Annotated in this window: 15 protein-coding genes and 3 pseudogenes; 8 read left to right on the forward strand and 10 right to left on the reverse strand. The window is 68.1% G+C overall.

Going from position 1 to position 18004, the window contains the following annotated elements; genetic code table 11:
• Nucleotides 1-102 precede the first annotated feature (102 nt).
• The 8 genes and pseudogenes from C7389_RS25820 to C7389_RS00860 all read left to right on the forward strand — a co-directional run.
• Nucleotides 103-771: pseudogene (locus tag C7389_RS25820) on the forward strand (PAS domain-containing protein); the annotation flags it as partial.
• Between the two features lie 108 nt (nucleotides 772-879).
• Nucleotides 880-1320 (forward strand): annotated as a pseudogene (locus C7389_RS25825) (methyl-accepting chemotaxis protein); the annotation flags it as partial.
• A 365-nt stretch (nucleotides 1321-1685) separates the two neighbouring features.
• Entirely contained in the window at nucleotides 1686-2165 is a 480-nt protein-coding gene (locus C7389_RS00835; RefSeq protein ID WP_133587416.1) for a rhodanese-like domain-containing protein, read from the forward strand.
• Entirely contained in the window at nucleotides 2162-3163 is a 1002-nt protein-coding gene (gene epsC, locus C7389_RS00840) for a serine O-acetyltransferase EpsC (RefSeq protein ID WP_133587418.1), read from the forward strand. Before C7389_RS00835 ends, epsC begins: the two co-directional genes overlap by 4 nt.
• Nucleotides 3163-3780, forward strand: coding sequence for a helix-turn-helix domain-containing protein (locus C7389_RS00845; RefSeq protein WP_133587420.1), 618 nt, complete (start codon nucleotides 3163-3165; stop codon nucleotides 3778-3780). The genes epsC and C7389_RS00845 overlap by 1 nt, the downstream gene beginning before the upstream one ends.
• A gap of 408 nt (nucleotides 3781-4188) precedes the next feature.
• Complete coding sequence (locus C7389_RS00850; RefSeq protein ID WP_133587422.1) at nucleotides 4189-5238, forward strand: amino acid ABC transporter substrate-binding protein; 1050 nt, start codon at nucleotides 4189-4191, stop codon at nucleotides 5236-5238.
• Nucleotides 5235-6203, forward strand: coding sequence for an ABC transporter permease subunit (locus C7389_RS00855; RefSeq protein WP_246034586.1), 969 nt, complete (start codon nucleotides 5235-5237; stop codon nucleotides 6201-6203). Before C7389_RS00850 ends, C7389_RS00855 begins: the two co-directional genes overlap by 4 nt.
• A gap of 117 nt (nucleotides 6204-6320) precedes the next feature.
• On the forward strand, nucleotides 6321-7409 hold the full coding sequence (locus C7389_RS00860; RefSeq protein WP_133587424.1) for an amino acid ABC transporter permease: 1089 nt from the start codon (nucleotides 6321-6323) through the stop codon (nucleotides 7407-7409).
• On the opposite strand, the gene C7389_RS00865 is transcribed toward C7389_RS00860, so the two are convergent.
• From C7389_RS00865 to C7389_RS00905, 10 genes and pseudogenes are all read right to left on the reverse strand, one after another.
• Complete coding sequence (locus tag C7389_RS00865) at nucleotides 7406-7960, reverse strand: DUF2628 domain-containing protein (RefSeq protein WP_162851619.1); 555 nt, start codon at nucleotides 7958-7960, stop codon at nucleotides 7406-7408. The two genes, C7389_RS00860 and C7389_RS00865, sit on opposite strands and share 4 nt — an antisense overlap.
• Entirely contained in the window at nucleotides 7957-8088 is a 132-nt protein-coding gene (locus C7389_RS25645) for a hypothetical protein (RefSeq protein ID WP_281275331.1), read from the reverse strand. The genes C7389_RS00865 and C7389_RS25645 overlap by 4 nt, the downstream gene beginning before the upstream one ends.
• Nucleotides 8089-8243: 155 nt before the next feature.
• Nucleotides 8244-10267 (reverse strand): annotated as a pseudogene (locus C7389_RS00870) (YcaO-like family protein).
• Nucleotides 10268-10417: 150 nt separating this feature from the next.
• Entirely contained in the window at nucleotides 10418-11011 is a 594-nt protein-coding gene (locus tag C7389_RS00875) for a DUF2628 domain-containing protein (RefSeq protein WP_133587428.1), read from the reverse strand.
• 230 nt (nucleotides 11012-11241) lie between these two features.
• Entirely contained in the window at nucleotides 11242-11457 is a 216-nt protein-coding gene (locus C7389_RS25040) for a type 2 periplasmic-binding domain-containing protein (RefSeq protein WP_211342495.1), read from the reverse strand.
• A 390-nt stretch (nucleotides 11458-11847) separates the two neighbouring features.
• Nucleotides 11848-13437, reverse strand: coding sequence for a PepSY-associated TM helix domain-containing protein (locus tag C7389_RS00885; protein WP_133587430.1), 1590 nt, complete (start codon nucleotides 13435-13437; stop codon nucleotides 11848-11850).
• Nucleotides 13438-13471: 34 nt separating this feature from the next.
• On the reverse strand, nucleotides 13472-13723 hold the full coding sequence (locus C7389_RS00890) for an iron transporter (RefSeq protein WP_133587432.1): 252 nt from the start codon (nucleotides 13721-13723) through the stop codon (nucleotides 13472-13474).
• A gap of 71 nt (nucleotides 13724-13794) precedes the next feature.
• Nucleotides 13795-16233 (reverse strand): TonB-dependent siderophore receptor, encoded by a 2439-nt coding sequence (locus C7389_RS00895; RefSeq protein ID WP_133587434.1) that lies wholly within the window; start codon nucleotides 16231-16233, stop codon nucleotides 13795-13797.
• Between the two features lie 88 nt (nucleotides 16234-16321).
• On the reverse strand, nucleotides 16322-17323 hold the full coding sequence (locus tag C7389_RS00900; RefSeq protein ID WP_133587436.1) for a FecR domain-containing protein: 1002 nt from the start codon (nucleotides 17321-17323) through the stop codon (nucleotides 16322-16324).
• A gap of 4 nt (nucleotides 17324-17327) precedes the next feature.
• Nucleotides 17328-17849 carry a sigma-70 family RNA polymerase sigma factor gene (locus tag C7389_RS00905; protein WP_133587440.1) on the reverse strand — a complete coding sequence of 174 codons (522 nt, stop codon included), beginning with the start codon at nucleotides 17847-17849 and terminating at the stop codon, nucleotides 17328-17330.
• Between the last annotated feature and the right edge of the window lie 155 nt (nucleotides 17850-18004).

An 18004-nucleotide genomic window follows, 5' to 3' on the forward strand; every position in this document is an offset into this window, starting at 1 on the left:
CTCATGTTCAACTCTCGCTTGAAGCAGGATCTGCAGTCCCTTCAGGAAAGCATTTCATCCATCGAGCAGGTGAAGCGCAGTCTGGACAACGAGATGCTGGCGATGTCTCTCGATCCCCAGGGGCGCATCCAGTCGGTCAACCCGAACTTCGAACACGAGATGCAATACCGCGCTGCCGAGCTCGCCGGACGCGCCATCGACGATCTGGTGCCGGAGCATGTGAAGGCGCTGGACTTCTACAGCCGGCTCAAGAACGCCATTACCCGCCAGGAACACCTGAGCGGCGTCATCCGGCTGCTGCGGGGCAATGGCCGCGAGGCCTGGCTGCGCGCCATCGTGCAGCCCGTCTTCGGCACCCAGGGCGATCTCAAGCAGTTCTCCGTCTATGCCAGCGACCTCACCCGCACCATAGAGACCTCGCGCGAGTACGAGAACCTGGTAAAGGCGCTGCAGCGCTCCACGGCGGTCATCGAGTTCAACCTCGCCGGCGAGGTGATCACCGCCAACGAACTCTTCCTTAAGGCGATGGGCTACACGCTGCCGCAGATCCAGGGCAAGCACCACCGCATCTTCTGCGAGCAGGCCGAGGTCAATTCGCCCGCCTACGCCGCCTTCTGGGACCGGCTGCGCCGCGGCGATTTCATCACGGACCGCTTCAAGCGCATCGACAGCCAGGGCCGCGTGGTGTGGCTGGAGGCGTCCTACAACCCCGTCATCGACTCCGACGGCAAGCTCTACAAGGTGGCCAAGTTCGCCACCATCATCACCGATCAGGTAAACCGCGAGATCGCGGTATCGGAAGCCGCCACCATCGCCTTCGACACCTCGCAGCAGACCGACAACTGCGCCCAGCAGGGCGCCGAGGTCATCAAGCAGACCGTCAACGTGATGCAAGAGCTCGCCGGTGCCATGGATGACGCTTCCGAGGGCATAGGCGCGCTCAACAAGCAGTCCCAGAACATCGTCGCCATCATCAACAACATCGGCAGCATCGCCGACCAGACCAATCTGCTGGCGCTCAACGCCGCCATCGAAGCAGCCCGCGCGGGCGAGCATGGCCGCGGCTTCGCGGTGGTCGCCGACGAGGTCCGCCAGCTGGCTTTCCGCACCACTACCGCGACGCGGGAGATCGTCGACGTGGTGCATCAGAACCAGAAGCTGGCCGAGGAGGCGGTGCACATCATCGACAATGGCAAGCGCCACGCCGAAACCGGGCTGGTACTTGCCGGCGAGGCCGGCTCGGTGATCGTGGAGATCCAGGATGGGGCGCAGCGCGTCGTCGACGCGGTAGGCAAGTTCGCCAGCCAGCTGTCGAAGTAGGCGCGAGGCGAACGCACCCTTTCTCCAGGGCATCGCGGACACGCCGCCAGAGCAGCCGGCGAACCCGTCTCCCGCCAGGGAAACAGCCCTCGCCAGCCGCTGATGCCACGCCAGGCACCATTTCCCGATCCCGCAGGACGCATGGCCTTGCGCCCGCCCCGGACCGGCCTCTGCCCTGCCTGCGGCCGCTCGCCGCCTTCCCCGCTCGCTCCCGGCTTTCCGCTGCCGGCGGTACCTCCTCCGCCTGCGCGGAAAACGTGGATAGGTTCTGATTTTTTCTTGGTTCGGCTGCCACATTCCGCCGGCTAATGTGGCCGGGTGAATCGCGCCGGCGCGCCGCCGGCTCTCAGCCCGAGGACCAAGCCATGCCTACCCTGCAAGCCGCGCCCGCCGCGCTCAGCCCCGAAGAAGAAAACCTGGAAGCCGCCTTCCGCCGCGCGCAGGCGCAGCGCCTGGGCTATGGCGGCGACATCGACCCGGTCACTGCCTGGAAGCTGGTGAGCAGCGGCCGCGCCAAACTGGTGGACGTGCGTACCGCCGAGGAGCTGAAGTACGTCGGCCAGGTGCCCGGCAGCGGCCACGCCCCTTGGGTGCAGGGCCTGCCGATGGCGCCCAACCCCGACTTCCTGCGCCAGCTCGGCGAGCATGCCAGCCGCGACGACACGGTGCTGCTGCTGTGCCGCAGCGGCAAGCGCTCGGTGGCCGCCGCGCAGACCGCCACCCGCGCCGGCTACCCGCGCGTCTTCAGCATCCTTGAAGGTTTCGAGGGCGACCTGGACGCCACCCGCCACCGCGGCGGCAGCAACGGTTGGCGCTTCCGCCAACTGCCGTGGACGCAGGAATGAGCGAAGCCGCCCTCAACCCCGCCGCGCCGCCGCCGCTGGCTGTGGGCGAACCACGCAACGGCGAAACCGAAGCGCCGGCCTGGGACCTGGAAGACATCGTTGCCCGCCTGCGCGCAGTGCGCCAGCGCTGGCGCGAAGCCCAGCACCGCGACCGCGAGCGCGGCGGCCGCGAGTTCCCCTCCCTGGCCGCGCTGCAGACGGTGATGGAGGGCCTCGCCGGCGCCCTGTTCCCGATGCGCCTGGGGCCGGCCGACCTGCGCCAGGAGAGCGAGGACTTCTACGTCGGCCACACCCTGGACGCGGCGCTCTACAGCCTGCGCCACCAGATCGCGCTGGAACTGCGCTACGCCCATCGCCATGAAACGGCCGCCGCCAGCCCGCTCGCCGCAAAGCAGGAGGCCGACCGCATCGCCGCCGCCTTCGCCGCCGCGCTGCCGGAAATCCGCGCGCTGCTGGACACCGACGTGGAAGCCGCCTTCCGTGGCGATCCCGCCGCCCGCACGGTGGACGAAGTGGTGCTGTGCTACCCCGGCCTGCTCGCCGTGATCCACCACCGCATCGCCCACCAGCTCTACCGCCTGGGCGTGCCGCTGGTGGCGCGCATCATCGCCGAGATCGCCCACTCCGCCACCGGCATCGACATCCACCCCGGTGCCCGCATAGGTGCCAGCTTCTTCATCGACCACGGCACTGGCGTCGTCATCGGCGAAACCACGGTGATCGGCGACCGGGTGCGGCTCTACCAGGCGGTCACCCTGGGCGCCAAGCGCTTCCCGGTGGACGAGGACGGCGGCCTGCAGAAGGGCCTCGCCCGCCACCCGGTGATAGAGGACGACGTGGTGATCTACGCCGGCGCCACCCTGCTCGGCCGCATCACCATAGGCCGTGGCGCCAGCATAGGCGGCAACGTCTGGCTCACCCGCAGCGTGGAGGCCGGCAGCAACGTCACCCAGGCGCACCTGCAGCACACCGCCCACGAAGCCTCCGGGAGGCCCTGATGCTGAGCGCCAGCGCCGAGAACGCGCCCACCTCGCCCACGGCCGGCGCACCGCAGGACGACGAGATCGCCCACCTCGTCGGCATCAACCTGCGCCGCATCCGCAGCGGCCTGCACCTGTCGCTGGACGCCCTCGCCCAGCGCTCCGGCGTCAGCCGCGCGATGCTGAGCCAGGTGGAGCTGGGCCGCAGCGTGCCCTCCATCGCCATCCTGTGGAAGATCGCCCGCGCGCTGGACCTCACCGTGTCCGCCTTCCTGTCGCGGCGGGCCGATCCCGGCGCGGTGCTGGTGCGGGTGGCCGACTCCCGCAGCCTGCTCTCCAACCGCAGCCAGTTCTCCGCCCGCGCCCTGTTCCCGCTGGAGGAAGCGCCGCGCGCCGAGTTCTACGAACTGCGGCTGGGCCGGCTGGCGGAAGAACGCTCGCCGGCCCACGCCGCCGGCACCCGGGAAAACCTGGTGGTGGCGCGCGGCTCGGTGCAGGTGGAAGTCGACGAACGCCGCTACACCCTGGCCACCGGCGACGCGCTCTACTTCGAGGCCGACGTGCCGCATGCCTACCGCAACCTGGCAGATACCGAGGCAACGCTTTACCTGGTGATGACGCGGACAGCGGTCTGACGGGCCAGCGGCAGCAGGACCCGGCAAGCCTTCCTCTGCCGTCAGCCCGGACTGCGCCCTCGCGGGGCGCACGCGGAAAAGCGGAGCGCTGCGGCATCCGCCGGAGCATGCCGTGGCCTGAAGGCCACAAGGCCAGGGCACGGAGCGGGACCGGGGGAAGGAGGCTGACGCCAGGCAGCGCCCTTCGGGCGCGCCCCCTCGCCCCGGCCCTGCCGCACAAGGCGACGCAGAATACCGCCCCGGGTGCCACATGCTCCCCGACCCACGGCGCCAGCGCGGTTTCATCCTGGACCCGCTTCTGCAAGAATTCAGGCCTTCCATCGCTGATGGGCCGGCAAATCTCCAGCGCACACCGCAGCCGGCTCCAGCCAACCCAGCCTCTACCCCGGACACCCGGCAAGAACCCCAATGACCCCCTCCCCGCCCCGCCGCTTCCCTCATCCGCTCGCGCCGCTCGCCGCCCTCGCCGCCGCCCTCTGCCTCCATGCCCTGCCGGCCCAGGCCGGCGCCACGCTGGATGCGATCAAGAAGCGCGGCGAGATCGCCTGTGGCGTCAGCAGCGGCGTGCCGGGCTTTTCGGCGGCGGACGACAAGGGCCAGTGGCGCGGGCTGGATGTGGATGTCTGCCGCGCCATCGCCGCCGCGGTGCTGGGCGACGCCACCAAGGTGAAGTGGGTGCCGCTGGGCTCGCAGCAGCGCTTCTCCGCGCTGCAGGCGGGCGAGGTGGACATCCTGTCGCGCAACACCACCTGGACGCTGACCCGCGATGCCTCGCTGGGCATCTCCTTCGCCGCCGTCACCTACTACGACGGCCAGGGCTTCCTGGTGCCCAAGCGCTTCAAGGTGGCGAGCGCCCTCCAGTTGAAGGACGCCGACATCTGCGTGCAGTCCGGCACCACCACCGAGAAGAACCTGGCCGACTACTTCCGCGCCCAGGGCATACGGGTGAAGCCGGTGGTGTTCGAGAAGTTCGACGCCTCGCTGAAGGCCTTCTTCAACGGCCGCTGCGTGGCCTACACCACCGACGCCTCCAGCCTGGCCGGCATCCGCGCCGGCGAGGCGCCCAACCCGGACGACTACGCCATCCTGCCGGAGCTGATCTCCAAGGAGCCGCTGGGGCCGGCGGTGCGCCGTGGCGACGAGGACTGGCTGGCCATCGTCAAATGGGTGGTGTTCGCCCTGATCGAAGCCGAAGAACTGGGCGTGACCCGCGACAACGCCGAAGCCCGGCTCAAGGGCAAGGACCCGGCCGCCGGCCGCCTGCTCGGCCAGGGTGAAGACCTGGGCAAGGCGCTGGGCCTGGACGCGCAGTGGGCCTATCGCGCCGTTCGCGCGGTGGGCAACTACGGCGAAATCTTCGACCGCAACCTGGGCGCCGGCTCGCCGCTGAAGCTGGAGCGCGGCGCCAACGCGCTGTGGAACAAGGGCGGCCTGATGTACGCCCCGCCGCTGCGGTGAGCGCTGCCCGCACCGGCCGCGCCGCCTGGCTGCTGCAGATCGCGCTGTTCGCCGCCCTCGCCGCCGGCGCCTGGTGGCTGGCCGGGACCGCCGCCGAAGAGATGCGCGCCCGCGGCATCCGCAGCGGCTTCGACTTCTTCGCCCAGCCGGCCGGCTTCTGGATCTCGGAGGGCGTGTTCGAGTTCGATCCGGCCGAGTCCTACCTCAAGGCCTTCGCCGCCGGCCTCGCCAACACCCTGCGGGTGGCGCTGCCGGCCATCGCCGCCGCGCTGCTGCTCGGCACCCTGGTCGGCATCGGCCGGCTGGCGCGCAATCCGCTGCTGCGCGGGCTGTGCACCGCCTATGTGGAAACCCTGCGCAACATCCCGCTGCTGCTGCAGCTGTTCACCTGGTATTACCTGCTGACGGCCATGCTGCCGCCGGCGGCGGAAGCCATCGAGCTGCTGCCCCACGTCTTCCTCGGCAGCGGCGGCCTGGCCCTGCCCTGGGTTGCCGACGGCGGCCTCAGCCTGCCGCAGCGCGGCGGCTTCGCCATCACCGGCGGCGCCCACCTGTCGCCGGAGTATCTCGCCCTCTTCATCGGCCTCACCGGTTACACCGCCGCCTACATCGCCGAATCGGTGCGCGGCGGGCTGCAGTCCGTCTCCGCCGGCCAGCGCCAGGCTGCCGCGGCGCTCGGCCTCACGCCGCGGCAGACGCTGCGCCTGGTCACCCTGCCGCAAGCGCTGCCCATGCTGGTACCGCCGCTGGCCAACCAGAGCCTCAACCTGCTGAAGAACAGCTCGCTGGCGGTAGCCATCGGCTACCCGGAGCTGGTGTCCATCGCCAACACCACGCTGAACCAGACCGGCCGCGCGGTGGAATGCATCGCGGTGGTGCTGGCGGTGTACCTGCTGCTGTGCGCGGTGGGCATCGCCATCGCCCATGCGCTGGAAAGCCGGCTGCGGCATTGGGAGCGGGCGTGAGGGCCGGCGCGGCAGCAATGGCAGGCTGCCTGCGGCTGAGCGCCGCCCGGCCCCGGCTCGCGGCAAAAGGGCAAACGCGCCCGGCCGGAAGCGAGCCAGCAGGGCGAAGGCCCTAGGATGAAGCGCCTGCCGCCACCCGCCCCCATCGGCCTGCTGCCCTGGCTGCGCAGCCGCTTGTTCGACGGCCCGGCCTCGTCCCTGGCCACCGTGCTGATCCTGCTCGCCGCCGCCTGGCTGCTGCCGGGCGCCCTGCGCTGGGCGGTGAGCGGCGCGGTGTGGAGCGCCGACGCCGAAGCCTGCCGCCAGGCGGCAGGCGCCTGCTGGGGCATGGTCGCCGAGAAGTACCGGCCCATCCTGTTCGGCCGCTATCCCTACGAGGCGCAATGGCGGCCGCTGTGCGCCACCGCGCTGCTGCTGGCCGCCATCGTCTTCAGCCTGCTGGCGCCGGCACTCACCCGGCGCAAGCCCGGCCTGCGGCTGTGGCCGTGGCTGGGCGCCGCCTGGGTGCTGGCGCCCGCCGGCTTCCTGCTGCTGATGGGCGGCGGCGCCTTCGGCCTGGCGGCGGTACCCACCGAGCTGTGGGGCGGGCTGCCGCTGACGCTGCTGCTGGCCACCGCCGGCATCGCCACCGCGTTCCCATTGGCATTGCTGGTAGCGCTGGGCCGCAGCGGACCGCTCCCGGCCGTACGGGCGCTGTGCGCGGTGTATGTGGAGACGGTGCGCAGCATTCCGCTGGTGCCGGCGCTCTTCCTCGCCTCCTTCCTGATCCCGTTGCTGGTGCCACCGCGCCTGTCCGCCGACGTGCTGCTGCGGGTGCAGGTGGCCATCACCCTGTTCGCCGCCGCCTACCTCGCCGAAGCCATACGCGGCGCCCTGGCCTCGGTGCCGGACGGCCAGCGCCAGGCGGCCGCCGCCCTGGGCCTGGGCTGGTGGGGCACCCAGCGCCACATCCTGCTGCCGCAGGCGCTGCGCGCCGCCGCGCCCTCCATCGCCAACAGCTTCGTGAACCTGTTCAAGGACACCTCGCTGGTGGTGGTGGTCGGCCTCTACGAACTCACCGGTTCGCTGGAGCTGGCGCTGTCCGGCGATCCACAGTGGCGCAGCTACCACCTGGAAGGCTATCTCTTCATCGGCGCCATCTACTGGCTGGGCTGCTACGCGCTGTCGCGCGCCAGCCGACGGCTTGAGTTCTCCCCGCGCGCCTAGGGCCGCAACAGCTTGAGTGACACCGGCAGCAGGTAGGCCAGGAAAAGGCCGCCAAAGCTGACGCCACCGCGGGCGGCGATCAACCGCAGGTGCAAGTCGTTGTCCAAGTTCATCTCGTCCACCTCGCGGATGACACGAAGGGCGCGTTTGTACAGCGCGACATTTGCCCACAAGCCGATCAGGATGCGGGTGATGATCGCATACACGATGATCACCCCCCAGCTTATCGACGCAGACGGCAGCAAGGGGCTCACCAGGAAATAGAACGAAACCGGCGCAAAGATCTCGACTACAAACGAGAAGACACCGGCACCATAGAGCTTGCGGAAAAAGAACCACTGAATGCCGTAGATGCATGCCCAGGGGTTGAAACCCGCGTAGGCGGACGTGCCTTCATGAAGCCGCCGCCACCTCTCGGGGTATTTGTCATCTCCGGCGAACCGGGCAAGTTCGATAAAGGACACTTGGTCGGGCTCGTCCTTCCCCGACTCGTCTGGCTTGGTGCTCTGCGGGGAGAGCAAGGTAGAAGCGGCGTAATCACTCGAGTTCATGGCGTGTCCATCCATTGCAGGGTCTGCGCCAGCCCACTGCTGCCGATAAAGGAAAACGGCAGCGGGGCTTGACCAATCAGGACATTGAAATAAGTCCGGACGGATAAGGCCATGAGCATGATGAACATTCAAGGGCAATTCTCACGGCGCCCCCAATACGCCTTCCGCATCGCAAGACGAAACGGACTTCACTCTCCGCATGAATCCATCTCTCTTCTGAACGGCCAGCCACATATCCGCAAACGCCGGCTTCTGCAGCCGATGCGCAAGACTTGAGCCGCCTCTATCCCGGCACGGCCTCCGTCCTGGCCCGGGCCTTGTGCAGCTTCTTGTAGCTGTCGATCAGGCGCTGGTGTCTGTCCAGGCCCTCGAGCTTCATGCTCGTCGGCGTCAGGCCGAAGAAGCGCACGCTGCCGTCTACCGAGCCCATCGCCGCGTCCATCCGGGCGTCGCCGAACATGCGGCGGAAGTTGGCCTCGTAGTCTGCCAGTTCCAGTTCATCGTCCAGCAGCACTTCCAGCACCACGTTCAGCGCCTGGTAGAACAAGCCGCGCTCCACGGTGTTCTCGTTGTACTGCAGGTAGGCGCCGATCAGGTCGTGCGCCGCGTCGAACTGCTTGAGGGCAAGCTGGATCAGCAGCTTGAGTTCCAGGATGGTGAGCTGGTCCCAATCGGTGTTTTCTTCGAACTCGATGCCGATCAGGGTGATGATGTCCATGTAGTCATCCAGCTCGCTCTCTGCCAGGCGTTCGAGCAGGGCTTGCAGGGCATCGTCGTCCAGGCGGTGCAGGTTCAGGATGTCGGCACGGAAGGACAGCGCCTTGTTGGTGTTGTCCCAGATCAGGTCCTCCACCGGATAGAACTCCGAATAGCCCGGCACCAGGATGCGGCAGGCGGTTGCGCCGAGTTGGTCATACACCGCCATGTACCCTTCCTTGCCCATGCCTTCGAGGATGCCGAGCAGCGCCGCCGCTTCCTCGGCGGTGGAGTTCTCGCCGGCGCCAGAGAAATCCCACTCGACGAAGTCGTAATCCGCCTTTGCGCTGAAGAAACGCCAGGACACCACGCCGCTGGAGTCGATGAAATGCTCGACGAAATTGTTCGGTTCGGTCAGCGCATTGCTTTCAAAGGTGGGCCGGGGTAGATCGTTCAGGCCCTCGAAGCTGCGGCCCTGCAGCAATTCGGTAAGGCTGCGCTCCAGCGCCACCTCGAGGCTGGGGTGCGCGCCGAAGGAGGCGAACACGCCGCCGGTTCGCGGATTCATCAGGGTGACGCACATCACCGGGAATGCCCCACCCAGCGAAGCGTCTTTCACCAGCACGGGGAAACCCTGTTCCTCCAGCCCCCGGATGCCCGCCAGGATGCCGGGGTATTTCATCAGCACCGCCTGCGGCACGTCGGGCAGCGAACAGATTCCGCGCTCGATATTGCCGGAATTGGTGTCGTACAGATGCAAGCCGCGCAATTCGCCATCCGGGTTATAAATCCGCAGGCAGTATTCATCCAGGATTCCAGCCGGCAATGCATCCTTGCGGCCCGGCTTGAACCAGCGCTTGTCCGGATAGTGGACGAAGGCCGCATTGGCAATATGCTTGCCTCAGAACTGGTCGTTGTAAAAATGATGGCAATTCATCCGCTCGATGAATTCACCCAGCGCCGAGGCCAGCGCGCTTTCCCTGGTCGCGCCCTTGCCGTTGGTGAAACACATCGGCGAATGCGCGTCGCGGATATGCAGCGACCACACATTGGGAACCAGATTGCGCCAGGAGGCGATTTCGATCTTGATCCCCAACCCTGCGAGGATTCCCGACATATTGGCGATGGTCTGCTCCAGCGGCAGATCCTTGCCCGCGATACAGGTCTTCGCTTCGCTATCCGGATTCAGCGTGAGCAAGGCCTGGGCGTCGGCATCCAGGTTTTCGACCTCCTCGATGACGAAATCCGGGCCTGTCTGCACCACTCTTTTCACCGTGCAACGATCTATGGAACGCAGGATGCCCTGGCGATCCTTGGCGGAAATATCCTCGGGCAGCTCGACCTGGATCTTGAAGATCTGCTTGTAGCGATCCTCCGGATCGACGATGTTGTTCTGCGACAGGCGGATGTTCTCGGTCGGGATATTGCGGGTGACGCAATACAGCTTCACGAAATAGGCCGCGCACAGGGCCGACGAAGCCAGAAAGCAATCGAACGCCCCGGCGCCGAACCATCGCCCTTGTAGCGGACGGGCTGGTCGGCGATTACCGTGAAGTCATCAGATTTGGCCTCGAGGCGCAGCTTGTCGAGGAAATTGACCTTGATTTCCATGGGGGAAACCTGAAATGGCGTTCAACAAATTGGCCGCCATTATCTTTCAACCACCCCATGCTTATTCGCAGATTTGAACCTGCCCAGGGCGTGCTGCACTTGCATTCAGCGCCTGCCCGGCGCAGCGCAGTTGGAGACCGGGCTCACAGGCTACAAAGACAACAAAAAGCCCAACCCCAGCAGCGTCAGCATCAGCAGCGACAAGATTGCAATGAATATCAGATGTGCGAGCAAGAGCGCGGCGATGCTTCCTCGGCCACGGTTGGCAACCTCCCGGAGGTGAGCCTCATCGTCCAGCTTCATCCCGGCCACCTCACGTATGACCTTCGAGGCCCTTTTGTAAAGCGCGATATTCGCCCAGATGCCGACGCAGATACGAGGAAGTAATAGAGCACCCAGCAGTGTCCAGGTGCTCATTATCCACCCTGCCCCATGCATAGATGCCGTCATAGCAACGACAAAAAACATCAGCAGCACAACAAATTCGAATGCCACCACAGCCATTCCTTCGACATACATCCTGCGAAAGAAAAACCAGTGGATGCCAAACAGGAAGGCCCAGGGGTTGAAACCAGCAAAGACGGACTTCCCCTCGTGAAGCTTCGTCCACTCCTTTAGGTAGACTTTGTTTCTCGCAAACTGCGCAAGCTCGGCCAAGGAAACCTTGCCCACTGGACCGCCTTCTGTCGTGCTCACTGAAGTGTCAAGCGTCGTGACCGCAGAGGTTGAGCTGTTCGATTCCATTGATTTCCTTTCATATGGGCTGGCGGAAGAGACACTCCGGAATAACACAAAAGCATATATCGAAACTCGGATGAAAGCCCGCAAGGAAAGTCATACGTCATCACCCATGGCTGACAGCAATGTCCGCACATGGAGCAATGCCGTCTTGCGCCAGATGCAATGGAGCGGAAAACCCTCAAGTAGAGGTGATGGCGAACGCAGAACCCCGGCCTCACTGCACCGGCCTGCCGTCAAGCCCCGTAGCGCCCCAGCGCCTGCAGCGGCACATGCGATTCCTCCCGGGCGGCGAAGGCCTCCAGCAGGTATTCCAGCGTCACCCGTACCCGCGGCGCGATCAGCGCCCTGTGGGGATACTGCAAGGCCATCTCATAGCTGACCGGGTGGTGGAAATCCGCCAGCAGCATCTTGAGCCGCCCCGCCTGCAGATGGCTCCAGCCGTGGTGCACTCCCACCTCCGCCACACCGACGCCTGCGCAAGCGATTCCGGTGACGACAAGGTGATTACCACGCTATCGATGCCCAACCTGGTGACGCTGCCGTCCGCCGCGCGGAAGTACCAAAGCGACGCCCGGCCGCCGAGAAAGCGCCGGCTGATCAGCCGGTGGCGGGCCATATCGGCCGGCTCACCCGGAATCCCATGCGCGGCGAGGTAAGCCGACACAGCCACCAGCACCATGGTGGCTGGGCTGCTACGCGCTGTCGCGCGCCAGCCGGCATCTGGAACCGCGCGGACGCTGAGCCTCGCGCCGCGGCCCAGCGTGCCCCTGCTCCCTGATCAACGAACCGGGATGTGTCGCACCCCTCCGCCACCGCAGGCGGGAAGCGCGGGTGCGGTGTCAGTTGCTGGCCGGCGCCGTCCGCCGGCTCCCGGCCCTTCTCTCCGCGCCGGCCTGCGCCCCGCTGGCAGCGCGGCGGAACTTGAAGGCGGCCGCTGCCCAGGCCGCGCCGATGAACAGCATGGCGAGATCGAAGCCGGCGAACACGGCGTCGCCCTGCGCCAGGCTGGCGAACAGGTGCCGTCCGGAGGTCATCGCGTTCAGCGCCGGCAGCAGCAGGTAGGCAAGCGCCGCCACCGCCGCCTGCTCAGCCCACAGGCGCTGGCGCGGGCGCAAGGCGGCATGGAGCAGCATGCCTCCCCAGCCGAGGAAGAGCATGTGCGCCTCCCAGGCCGGGCGGCCGGCGAGGGTTTCCGGCAGCAGGCGGTTGGCCCAGAAGTAGCAGGCGATGCCGATGGGCAAGCCGATCACCGTGCCGACGTTGAGCCGCTCCACCAGGCGCAGGCCGAAATGCGGGCTCTCGCCGCCGCGCTCGGCGCGCTGCCGGCGCTTGGTGGTCCACAGCACCAGGCCGGTGGCGATCATGGCGGCGCCAGCGAGGCCGGAAGCGAAGTACAGCAGCCGCAACGGCAGGCTGGCAAAGAGGCCTTCGTGCAGGCCGAGCAGTAGGTCGTGCGCCGCCTTGGCGCCGGCGGGCGCTGCCGGGCGGGTTTCCAGCAGTTCGCCGCTGACGCCGTCGAAAACCATGATCTCGCCGCGCCGCAGCGGCGTCCGCTCGCCCTGCCACAGCATCACCCGGGCACCGGCATCGCCGGGCTGGCGGATGTCTATGCCGTTGACCATGCCGTCGCCCCAGCGCGCGGCAGCCTGCGCCAGCATGGGGCCGAGCGCGGCCAGCGGCGCCGGCCGGCCGGCGCGGGGATAGGTGTCGCCGCCCTCGAACACTTCCGCCCTGAAGGCCTGCCTGCCGGCGGGGGTGTCGCCGTAGCTGGCCGCGGCGATCAGCGGCATGTAGGTGAAGGCGAAGAAGATCAGGCCCGAGTAGGTGATCATCAGGAAGAAAGGCAGGCAGGTCACCGACAGCACGTTGTGCGCATCCAGCCAGGAGCGCGGCCCCTTGCCGGGGCGGAAGGTGAAGAAGTCGGTGAAGATCTTCTTGTGCACCACCACCCCGGTGATCAGGGCGACCAGCATGCCCATGGCGGCGACGCCGACGATCCAGACGCCGACCGCGCTGGGCATGTAGTGCAGCTCGTAGTGCATGCGGTAGAGGAGCTGCCCGCCGTAGCTGTGCGACAGGGTGAGCGGCTGGCCGGTGGCGGGGTCCAGGAAGGCGGAGCCGCCGGCCGCGGGCGCTTGCGGCCGCCAGATGATGCGCGGCAGCGGGTCGTTGCGGTCCACCGGCAGCACGATGAACCAGCGTTCCGCCTCCGGCGAGCGCTGCTGCAGCTGGGCCAGCGCCAGCTCGGCATACTCCGCCTGGGCCTGGCCGGGCCGGGCTATCGTCAGCCCGGGGTTCATCCACTGGTCGATCTCGGTATCGAAGTAGCCGGCGGTGCCGGTGAGGAACACCAGGTAGAGCAGCCAGCCGAACACCACCCCGGTCCAGGTGTGCAGCCAGGCCATGCAGGCGCGGAAATGGGATCTCATCGCGGGGATCTCATTGCGGGAACCTCATCGGGGTTCAGGGTAAGAGGCGCGCCAGCAGGGCGCCGGCCGCGGCCACCGCGAGCAGGCCGAACCAGGCGCTGCGGGCGCGGCGGGCGGCAAAGGCCCACATCACTGCGCCGGCGTACAGGGCGAAGCTGAGCAGCGTGGCCGCCATCACCCCCTCCGCCCGCGGACCCGGCCACAGCGCGGCGACGGCCATCGCCACGGCGGTGGCCGCCAGGTAGCCGCCGGCAACGGCCGCCAGCAGACGCGAGAGAACGTCCAACCGGGCCGCGCTGGCCCGGGCCGTGCTGGACCGGGCCGTGCCGGACTTGGCGGAGGAAGGCATGAGCGGTATCAGAACTTGAGGTTGGCCGACAGCGACACGGTGCGCGGGTCGCCCAGGTAGTACTGGTTCACCCAGTAGCGCCTGTCGGTGAGGTTGTTGACATTCAGCCGCAGCGTCAGCGGGTAGCCACCCATGGCGGTGAGGTAGCGCACACCGGCATCCAGCAGGGTGTAGGCGGGCATTTTATCGGTGTTGGCGTTGTCGCCGTAGAACTTGCCGGTGTAGCTGATGCCGCCATTCACCGTGATGGCCTCGAAACCGGGGATACGGTATTCGGCATAGATCTTGGCCATCTGCTCGGACACGCCGACCGGGCGCTTGCCCTCGAGCGCCGGGCTCTGCTTGTTCTTGCGCACGCGGGCCTCCATCAGGGTGAGGCCGCCGATCAGGGTCAGGTTGCGGGTGAGGTTGCCGGTGGCGGTGAGCTCCAGCCCGGTATGCACTTGCCGGCCGCTCTGCACGTAGGCGGGGCGGGTGGGGTCGGACACGTCGTAGTACTGCAGACTCTTGTCGATCTGGAACAGCGCGCCGGTGAGCAGCATGCCGCCCAGCGTGGCTTTGGCGCCCAGCACCACCTGCTCGCTCACCAGCGGGTCGAGCACCGCGCCAGCGTTGGTGACCGCGTAGCCGCCGTAGGTGTCGCTGGCGGCGCCGCCAGGCTCCAGCGACTCCATGTAGCTGACGTAGGTGGTCAGGGAGTCCAGCGGCTTGTAGATCAGCGACAGCGTCGGCGTGGTCGCGCTCTTGCGGTAGTGGGTGGGCGTGGCGCTGGGGCTGGCCCAGGTCATGTCGTTATCCACCGTCGCCCGGTTGACGCCGGCGAGCAGGGACCACTGGTCGTTGAAGGCGATGTCGTCGCCCACCATCACGCTGGTCTTGCGATAGGCCAGGCGCTCCCACTTCTGCCCTTTGCCGACCACGCCCCAGGCCGGCTCCGGAACATGGGTGGGCGAGTCCAGGCTGGCGCCGTTCAAGGTGGTCGCGGTGGCGCCATTGAGGACGTAGTCGTAGCGCCGCCAGCTGGTGCTGATGTAGCCGGCGGTGAGCTTGTGCTGCACCGGGCCGGTGGCGAAGCTGAAGTCGACGAAAGCGTTGTAGGCCTTGGTCTTCTGCTCCTGCGGCGCGATCAGCGTGGAGCTCTGGTTGTAGGTGCCGTTCGCCTGCACGGTATTGTCCGCGGCGGCGTATTCGCGCACGTCGTACTGGTTCAGGTAGCCGGCGCGCAGGGCCAGGCGCTTGCTGAGCTTCCAGCTCAGGTTCGCGCCGAAGCGGTTGCTGTCCACATCGGAATAGGCCCAGGGCTGGGACCACAGCTCGGTCGGGTCCAGCGAGCGGGCGGAGGGGCGGGCGACGCCGCTGGCCATATACCAGTAGGGCTGCCGGCTGCTGTGGAATTCCCGCCGCGAGGCATCCACCTGCAGCAGCAGGTCGTCGGTCAGATGCCAGTCGAAGGCTGCGCTGAGGAAATCCTTGTGCACCTTGTAGTGGTCCACCCCGGTCTCGCCATCCTGGGTCACCGCGTTGATGCGATAGCCAAAGCGGCCGTCGGCGTCGATGGGGCCACCAAAATCGCCGTGCAGGTAGAAGTTCTCGCCGCCGGTGTAGCCGAGCGTGACCGAGTTGTAGCGCTCCTTCGTCGGCCGCTTGGAGACGTAGTTGATGAGGCCGCCGACATTGCCCGCGCCGTAGAGGAAACCGGACAGGCCGGTGAGGATCTCGACCCGCTCCACGTCCTCGGTGGAGGTGCCGTGGCCGTAGACGTCGCGCGGCAGGCCGTTGCGGGCGGTGGTGGAGCTCTGGAAGCCGCGCAGATAGACGTAGGGGTTGTCGTTCTGCAGCGTCGGCCAGCTCAGCTGGGTGGTCGGGTTCATCTTGAAGATCTGGTCGGGCGAGATGGCCTGGATGTTCTCGATCAGCTCGGCCGGCACCACGCTGATGGCATAGGGCGTGTCCTGCAGCTCGCGGCCTTCCCACGGACCGACGGCGGAGAGGGTCTTCGCCACATAGCCCAGTTCGGCGCTGCCGTCCCCCGCGCGCTCGGCGCTGACGGTGACCGGCGCCAGCGTCGTCTCCCGGCTGGCCGCGGGCGCCGGCACCGGCGCCGGCAGTGCGCGCAGCGTATAGACGCCGGCGGCGCCCTCCACCAGTTCCAGCCCGCTGCCGGCAAGCGCCGCGCGCAAGGCCTGCTGCGGGCTCAGGCGGCCGCGCACGGCGGCGGCCTGGCGCTTGCCCACCAGGGCGCTGTCCACCGTCAGCGCCAGGCCTGCCCCCCGGCTGATGGTGTTCAGGGTGGTGGCAAGGGGCGCGGCGGGCAGGTCGTAGTCACGGCTGCTGGCGGCGCCGGCCTGCGCCAGCACGGTGGCGGGTGCCGCCGCGCTCAGGGCGAGGATCAGCGCCAGGGCGGCGGGGCGCAGGGTGGCGCGGCAATGAGGGGGCTGGCGATGCATCGGGCGGGCTCCGGAAGGGAAAGGAGTGAGGGTGCTTTCCCTGTTTGCCGAAGCAGCTGGCAAAAGTGATAGAGGGCCGCGAAAAAAATCATTGCTCCGGCGCCTCGATGCGCACCCACCAGTCTCCCCGGCGGACGATGCGGACGGGCAGCGAGGCCGCCAGCGCCGTCAGCGCCCGCTCGCCGTCGTCCAGCGGCAGGGTGCCGGTGACGCGCAGGGCGGCCACTTCCGGCGCCACCTGCAGGAAGCCGGGGCGGTAACGCGCCAGCTCGGCGACGACCGCCGCCAGCGGCTCGCCGTCCACCACCAGCATGCCGTCCTTCCAGGCGTCGCTGTCGGCCTTCGCGGGCACCGCCGCGCCCGGTGCGCCTGCGCCCATCTGCAGGCTCTGGCCCGCCTCCACCCGCCGCTCCCCGGCACAGGCCGCGGTGCTCTCCAGCGCGCATCCCGCCGGCCGCGCCAGCACCGCGGAACGGGTGACGGTGAGCCAGCTCGTCCCCTCCTCCTGGCGGACCAGGAAACGGGTACCCAGCGCGCGCAGGCTGCCCTGCCCGGTGATGACGACGAAGGGCCGCGTTTCGGCCGGATTGCGGCTGGCCGTCTTGATGTGGATCTCGCCGCTGCGCAGGCGGATCGCCCGGGTGTGGGCGTCGAAAGCCAGGTCCACCGCCGAACGGGCGTTGAGCACGATGACGCTCTGGTCCGGCAGCGTCACCGTCAGCCGTTCGCCGGTGCCGGTGCGGTAGTCGGCCAGCAGGCCGTCCAGCGGCTGGTAGCGGTCCGCCATCGCCAGCCCCAGCCCGACAGCCGCCGCCAGCGCCATCGCGGCGGCGCCGCGCTTCCAGCCGGAGGCCCGGCGGGGCCGGCCGATGATGCCGCGCAGCGGCGCATGGGGGCGCAGCGCGACGGCGCCGGCGTCTATCATCGCCAGCTGGCGCCAGGCACGGGCGTGGTCGGGGTCCGCCGCCAGCCAGTCGCGCAGCGCCGCCTCGTCCGCCGGGTTACCGTCGTCCAGCCTCAGCTGCCAGGCGATGGCCTCGTCCAGCACCCGGCCGGATACCGGCCGCTCGTCGTCCTTCCTGTCCTGCATCGGCTCATTCCACCTTGCCGAAGCGCAACTCGTAGCACTGCCGCGCCACCTTGGCGAGGTATTGCCGCACCCGCGGCACCGAAACGCCGAGCAGCGCCGCGATCTCGGCATGCGGCAAGCCGTCGAGGCGGCTGTACAGCCAGGCGGCGCGGGCCCTGGCGGAGAGGCCCTGCAGCAACCGGTCCATTTCCATCAAGGCCTCCAGCACCAGCTGACGCTGTTCGGGCGAGGGCGCGAACTGCTCCGGCTCGGCCGCCAGCGCTTCCAGGTAGGCGCGCTCCAGGTCCCGCCGGCGGTACTGGTCCACCACCAGCCCGCGGGCGACCGCGGTCAGGTAGGCGCGCGGCTCGCGCAACTCGGCGAGCGCCGCCTGGCGGGCGCCGAGGATGCGCAGGAAGGTGTCGTGGGCGAGATCGGCCGCCTGCTGCTGGCAGCCCAGCTTGAGGCGCAGCCAGCCGACCAGCCAGCCATGGTGCCCGGCATACAGGCGGGCGACGGAGTCGGGGGAAGCAGTGGCGTGGCTCAAGCGGATTCTCCGGGAGGTCCTGGCTGGCTGAGCCCACGAACTGCGTCGGTCTCGCTGGCTAATTAGGAATGCTTCTTATTATTGCTTTGATGGCCAGAGACGGTCAATGCACGGTCACGCCAAGGCGCCGCGTCGCCACGGTCCCTCACCACCCG

This window comes from Azoarcus indigens (genome assembly GCF_004361735.1).
GTDB classification, from domain to species: Bacteria; Pseudomonadota; Gammaproteobacteria; order Burkholderiales; family Rhodocyclaceae; genus Azoarcus; species Azoarcus indigens.

Coding starts and splice junctions, on each gene's coding strand:
- C7389_RS00835 (WP_133587416.1), top strand. CDS start 1,686: ATGCCTACCCTGCAAGCCGCGCCCGCCGCGCTCAGCCCCGAAGAAGAA.
- C7389_RS00875 (WP_133587428.1), bottom strand. CDS start 11,011: ATGGAATCGAACAGCTCAACCTCTGCGGTCACGACGCTTGACACTTCA.
- epsC (WP_133587418.1), top strand. CDS start 2,162: ATGAGCGAAGCCGCCCTCAACCCCGCCGCGCCGCCGCCGCTGGCTGTG.
- C7389_RS00895 (WP_133587434.1), bottom strand. CDS start 16,233: ATGCATCGCCAGCCCCCTCATTGCCGCGCCACCCTGCGCCCCGCCGCC.
- C7389_RS00860 (WP_133587424.1), top strand. CDS start 6,321: ATGAAGCGCCTGCCGCCACCCGCCCCCATCGGCCTGCTGCCCTGGCTG.
- C7389_RS25645 (WP_281275331.1), bottom strand. CDS start 8,088: ATGTTCATCATGCTCATGGCCTTATCCGTCCGGACTTATTTCAATGTC.
- C7389_RS00845 (WP_133587420.1), top strand. CDS start 3,163: ATGCTGAGCGCCAGCGCCGAGAACGCGCCCACCTCGCCCACGGCCGGC.
- C7389_RS00885 (WP_133587430.1), bottom strand. CDS start 13,437: ATGAGATCCCATTTCCGCGCCTGCATGGCCTGGCTGCACACCTGGACC.
- C7389_RS00865 (WP_162851619.1), bottom strand. CDS start 7,960: ATGAACTCGAGTGATTACGCCGCTTCTACCTTGCTCTCCCCGCAGAGC.
- C7389_RS00850 (WP_133587422.1), top strand. CDS start 4,189: ATGACCCCCTCCCCGCCCCGCCGCTTCCCTCATCCGCTCGCGCCGCTC.
- C7389_RS00900 (WP_133587436.1), bottom strand. CDS start 17,323: ATGCAGGACAGGAAGGACGACGAGCGGCCGGTATCCGGCCGGGTGCTG.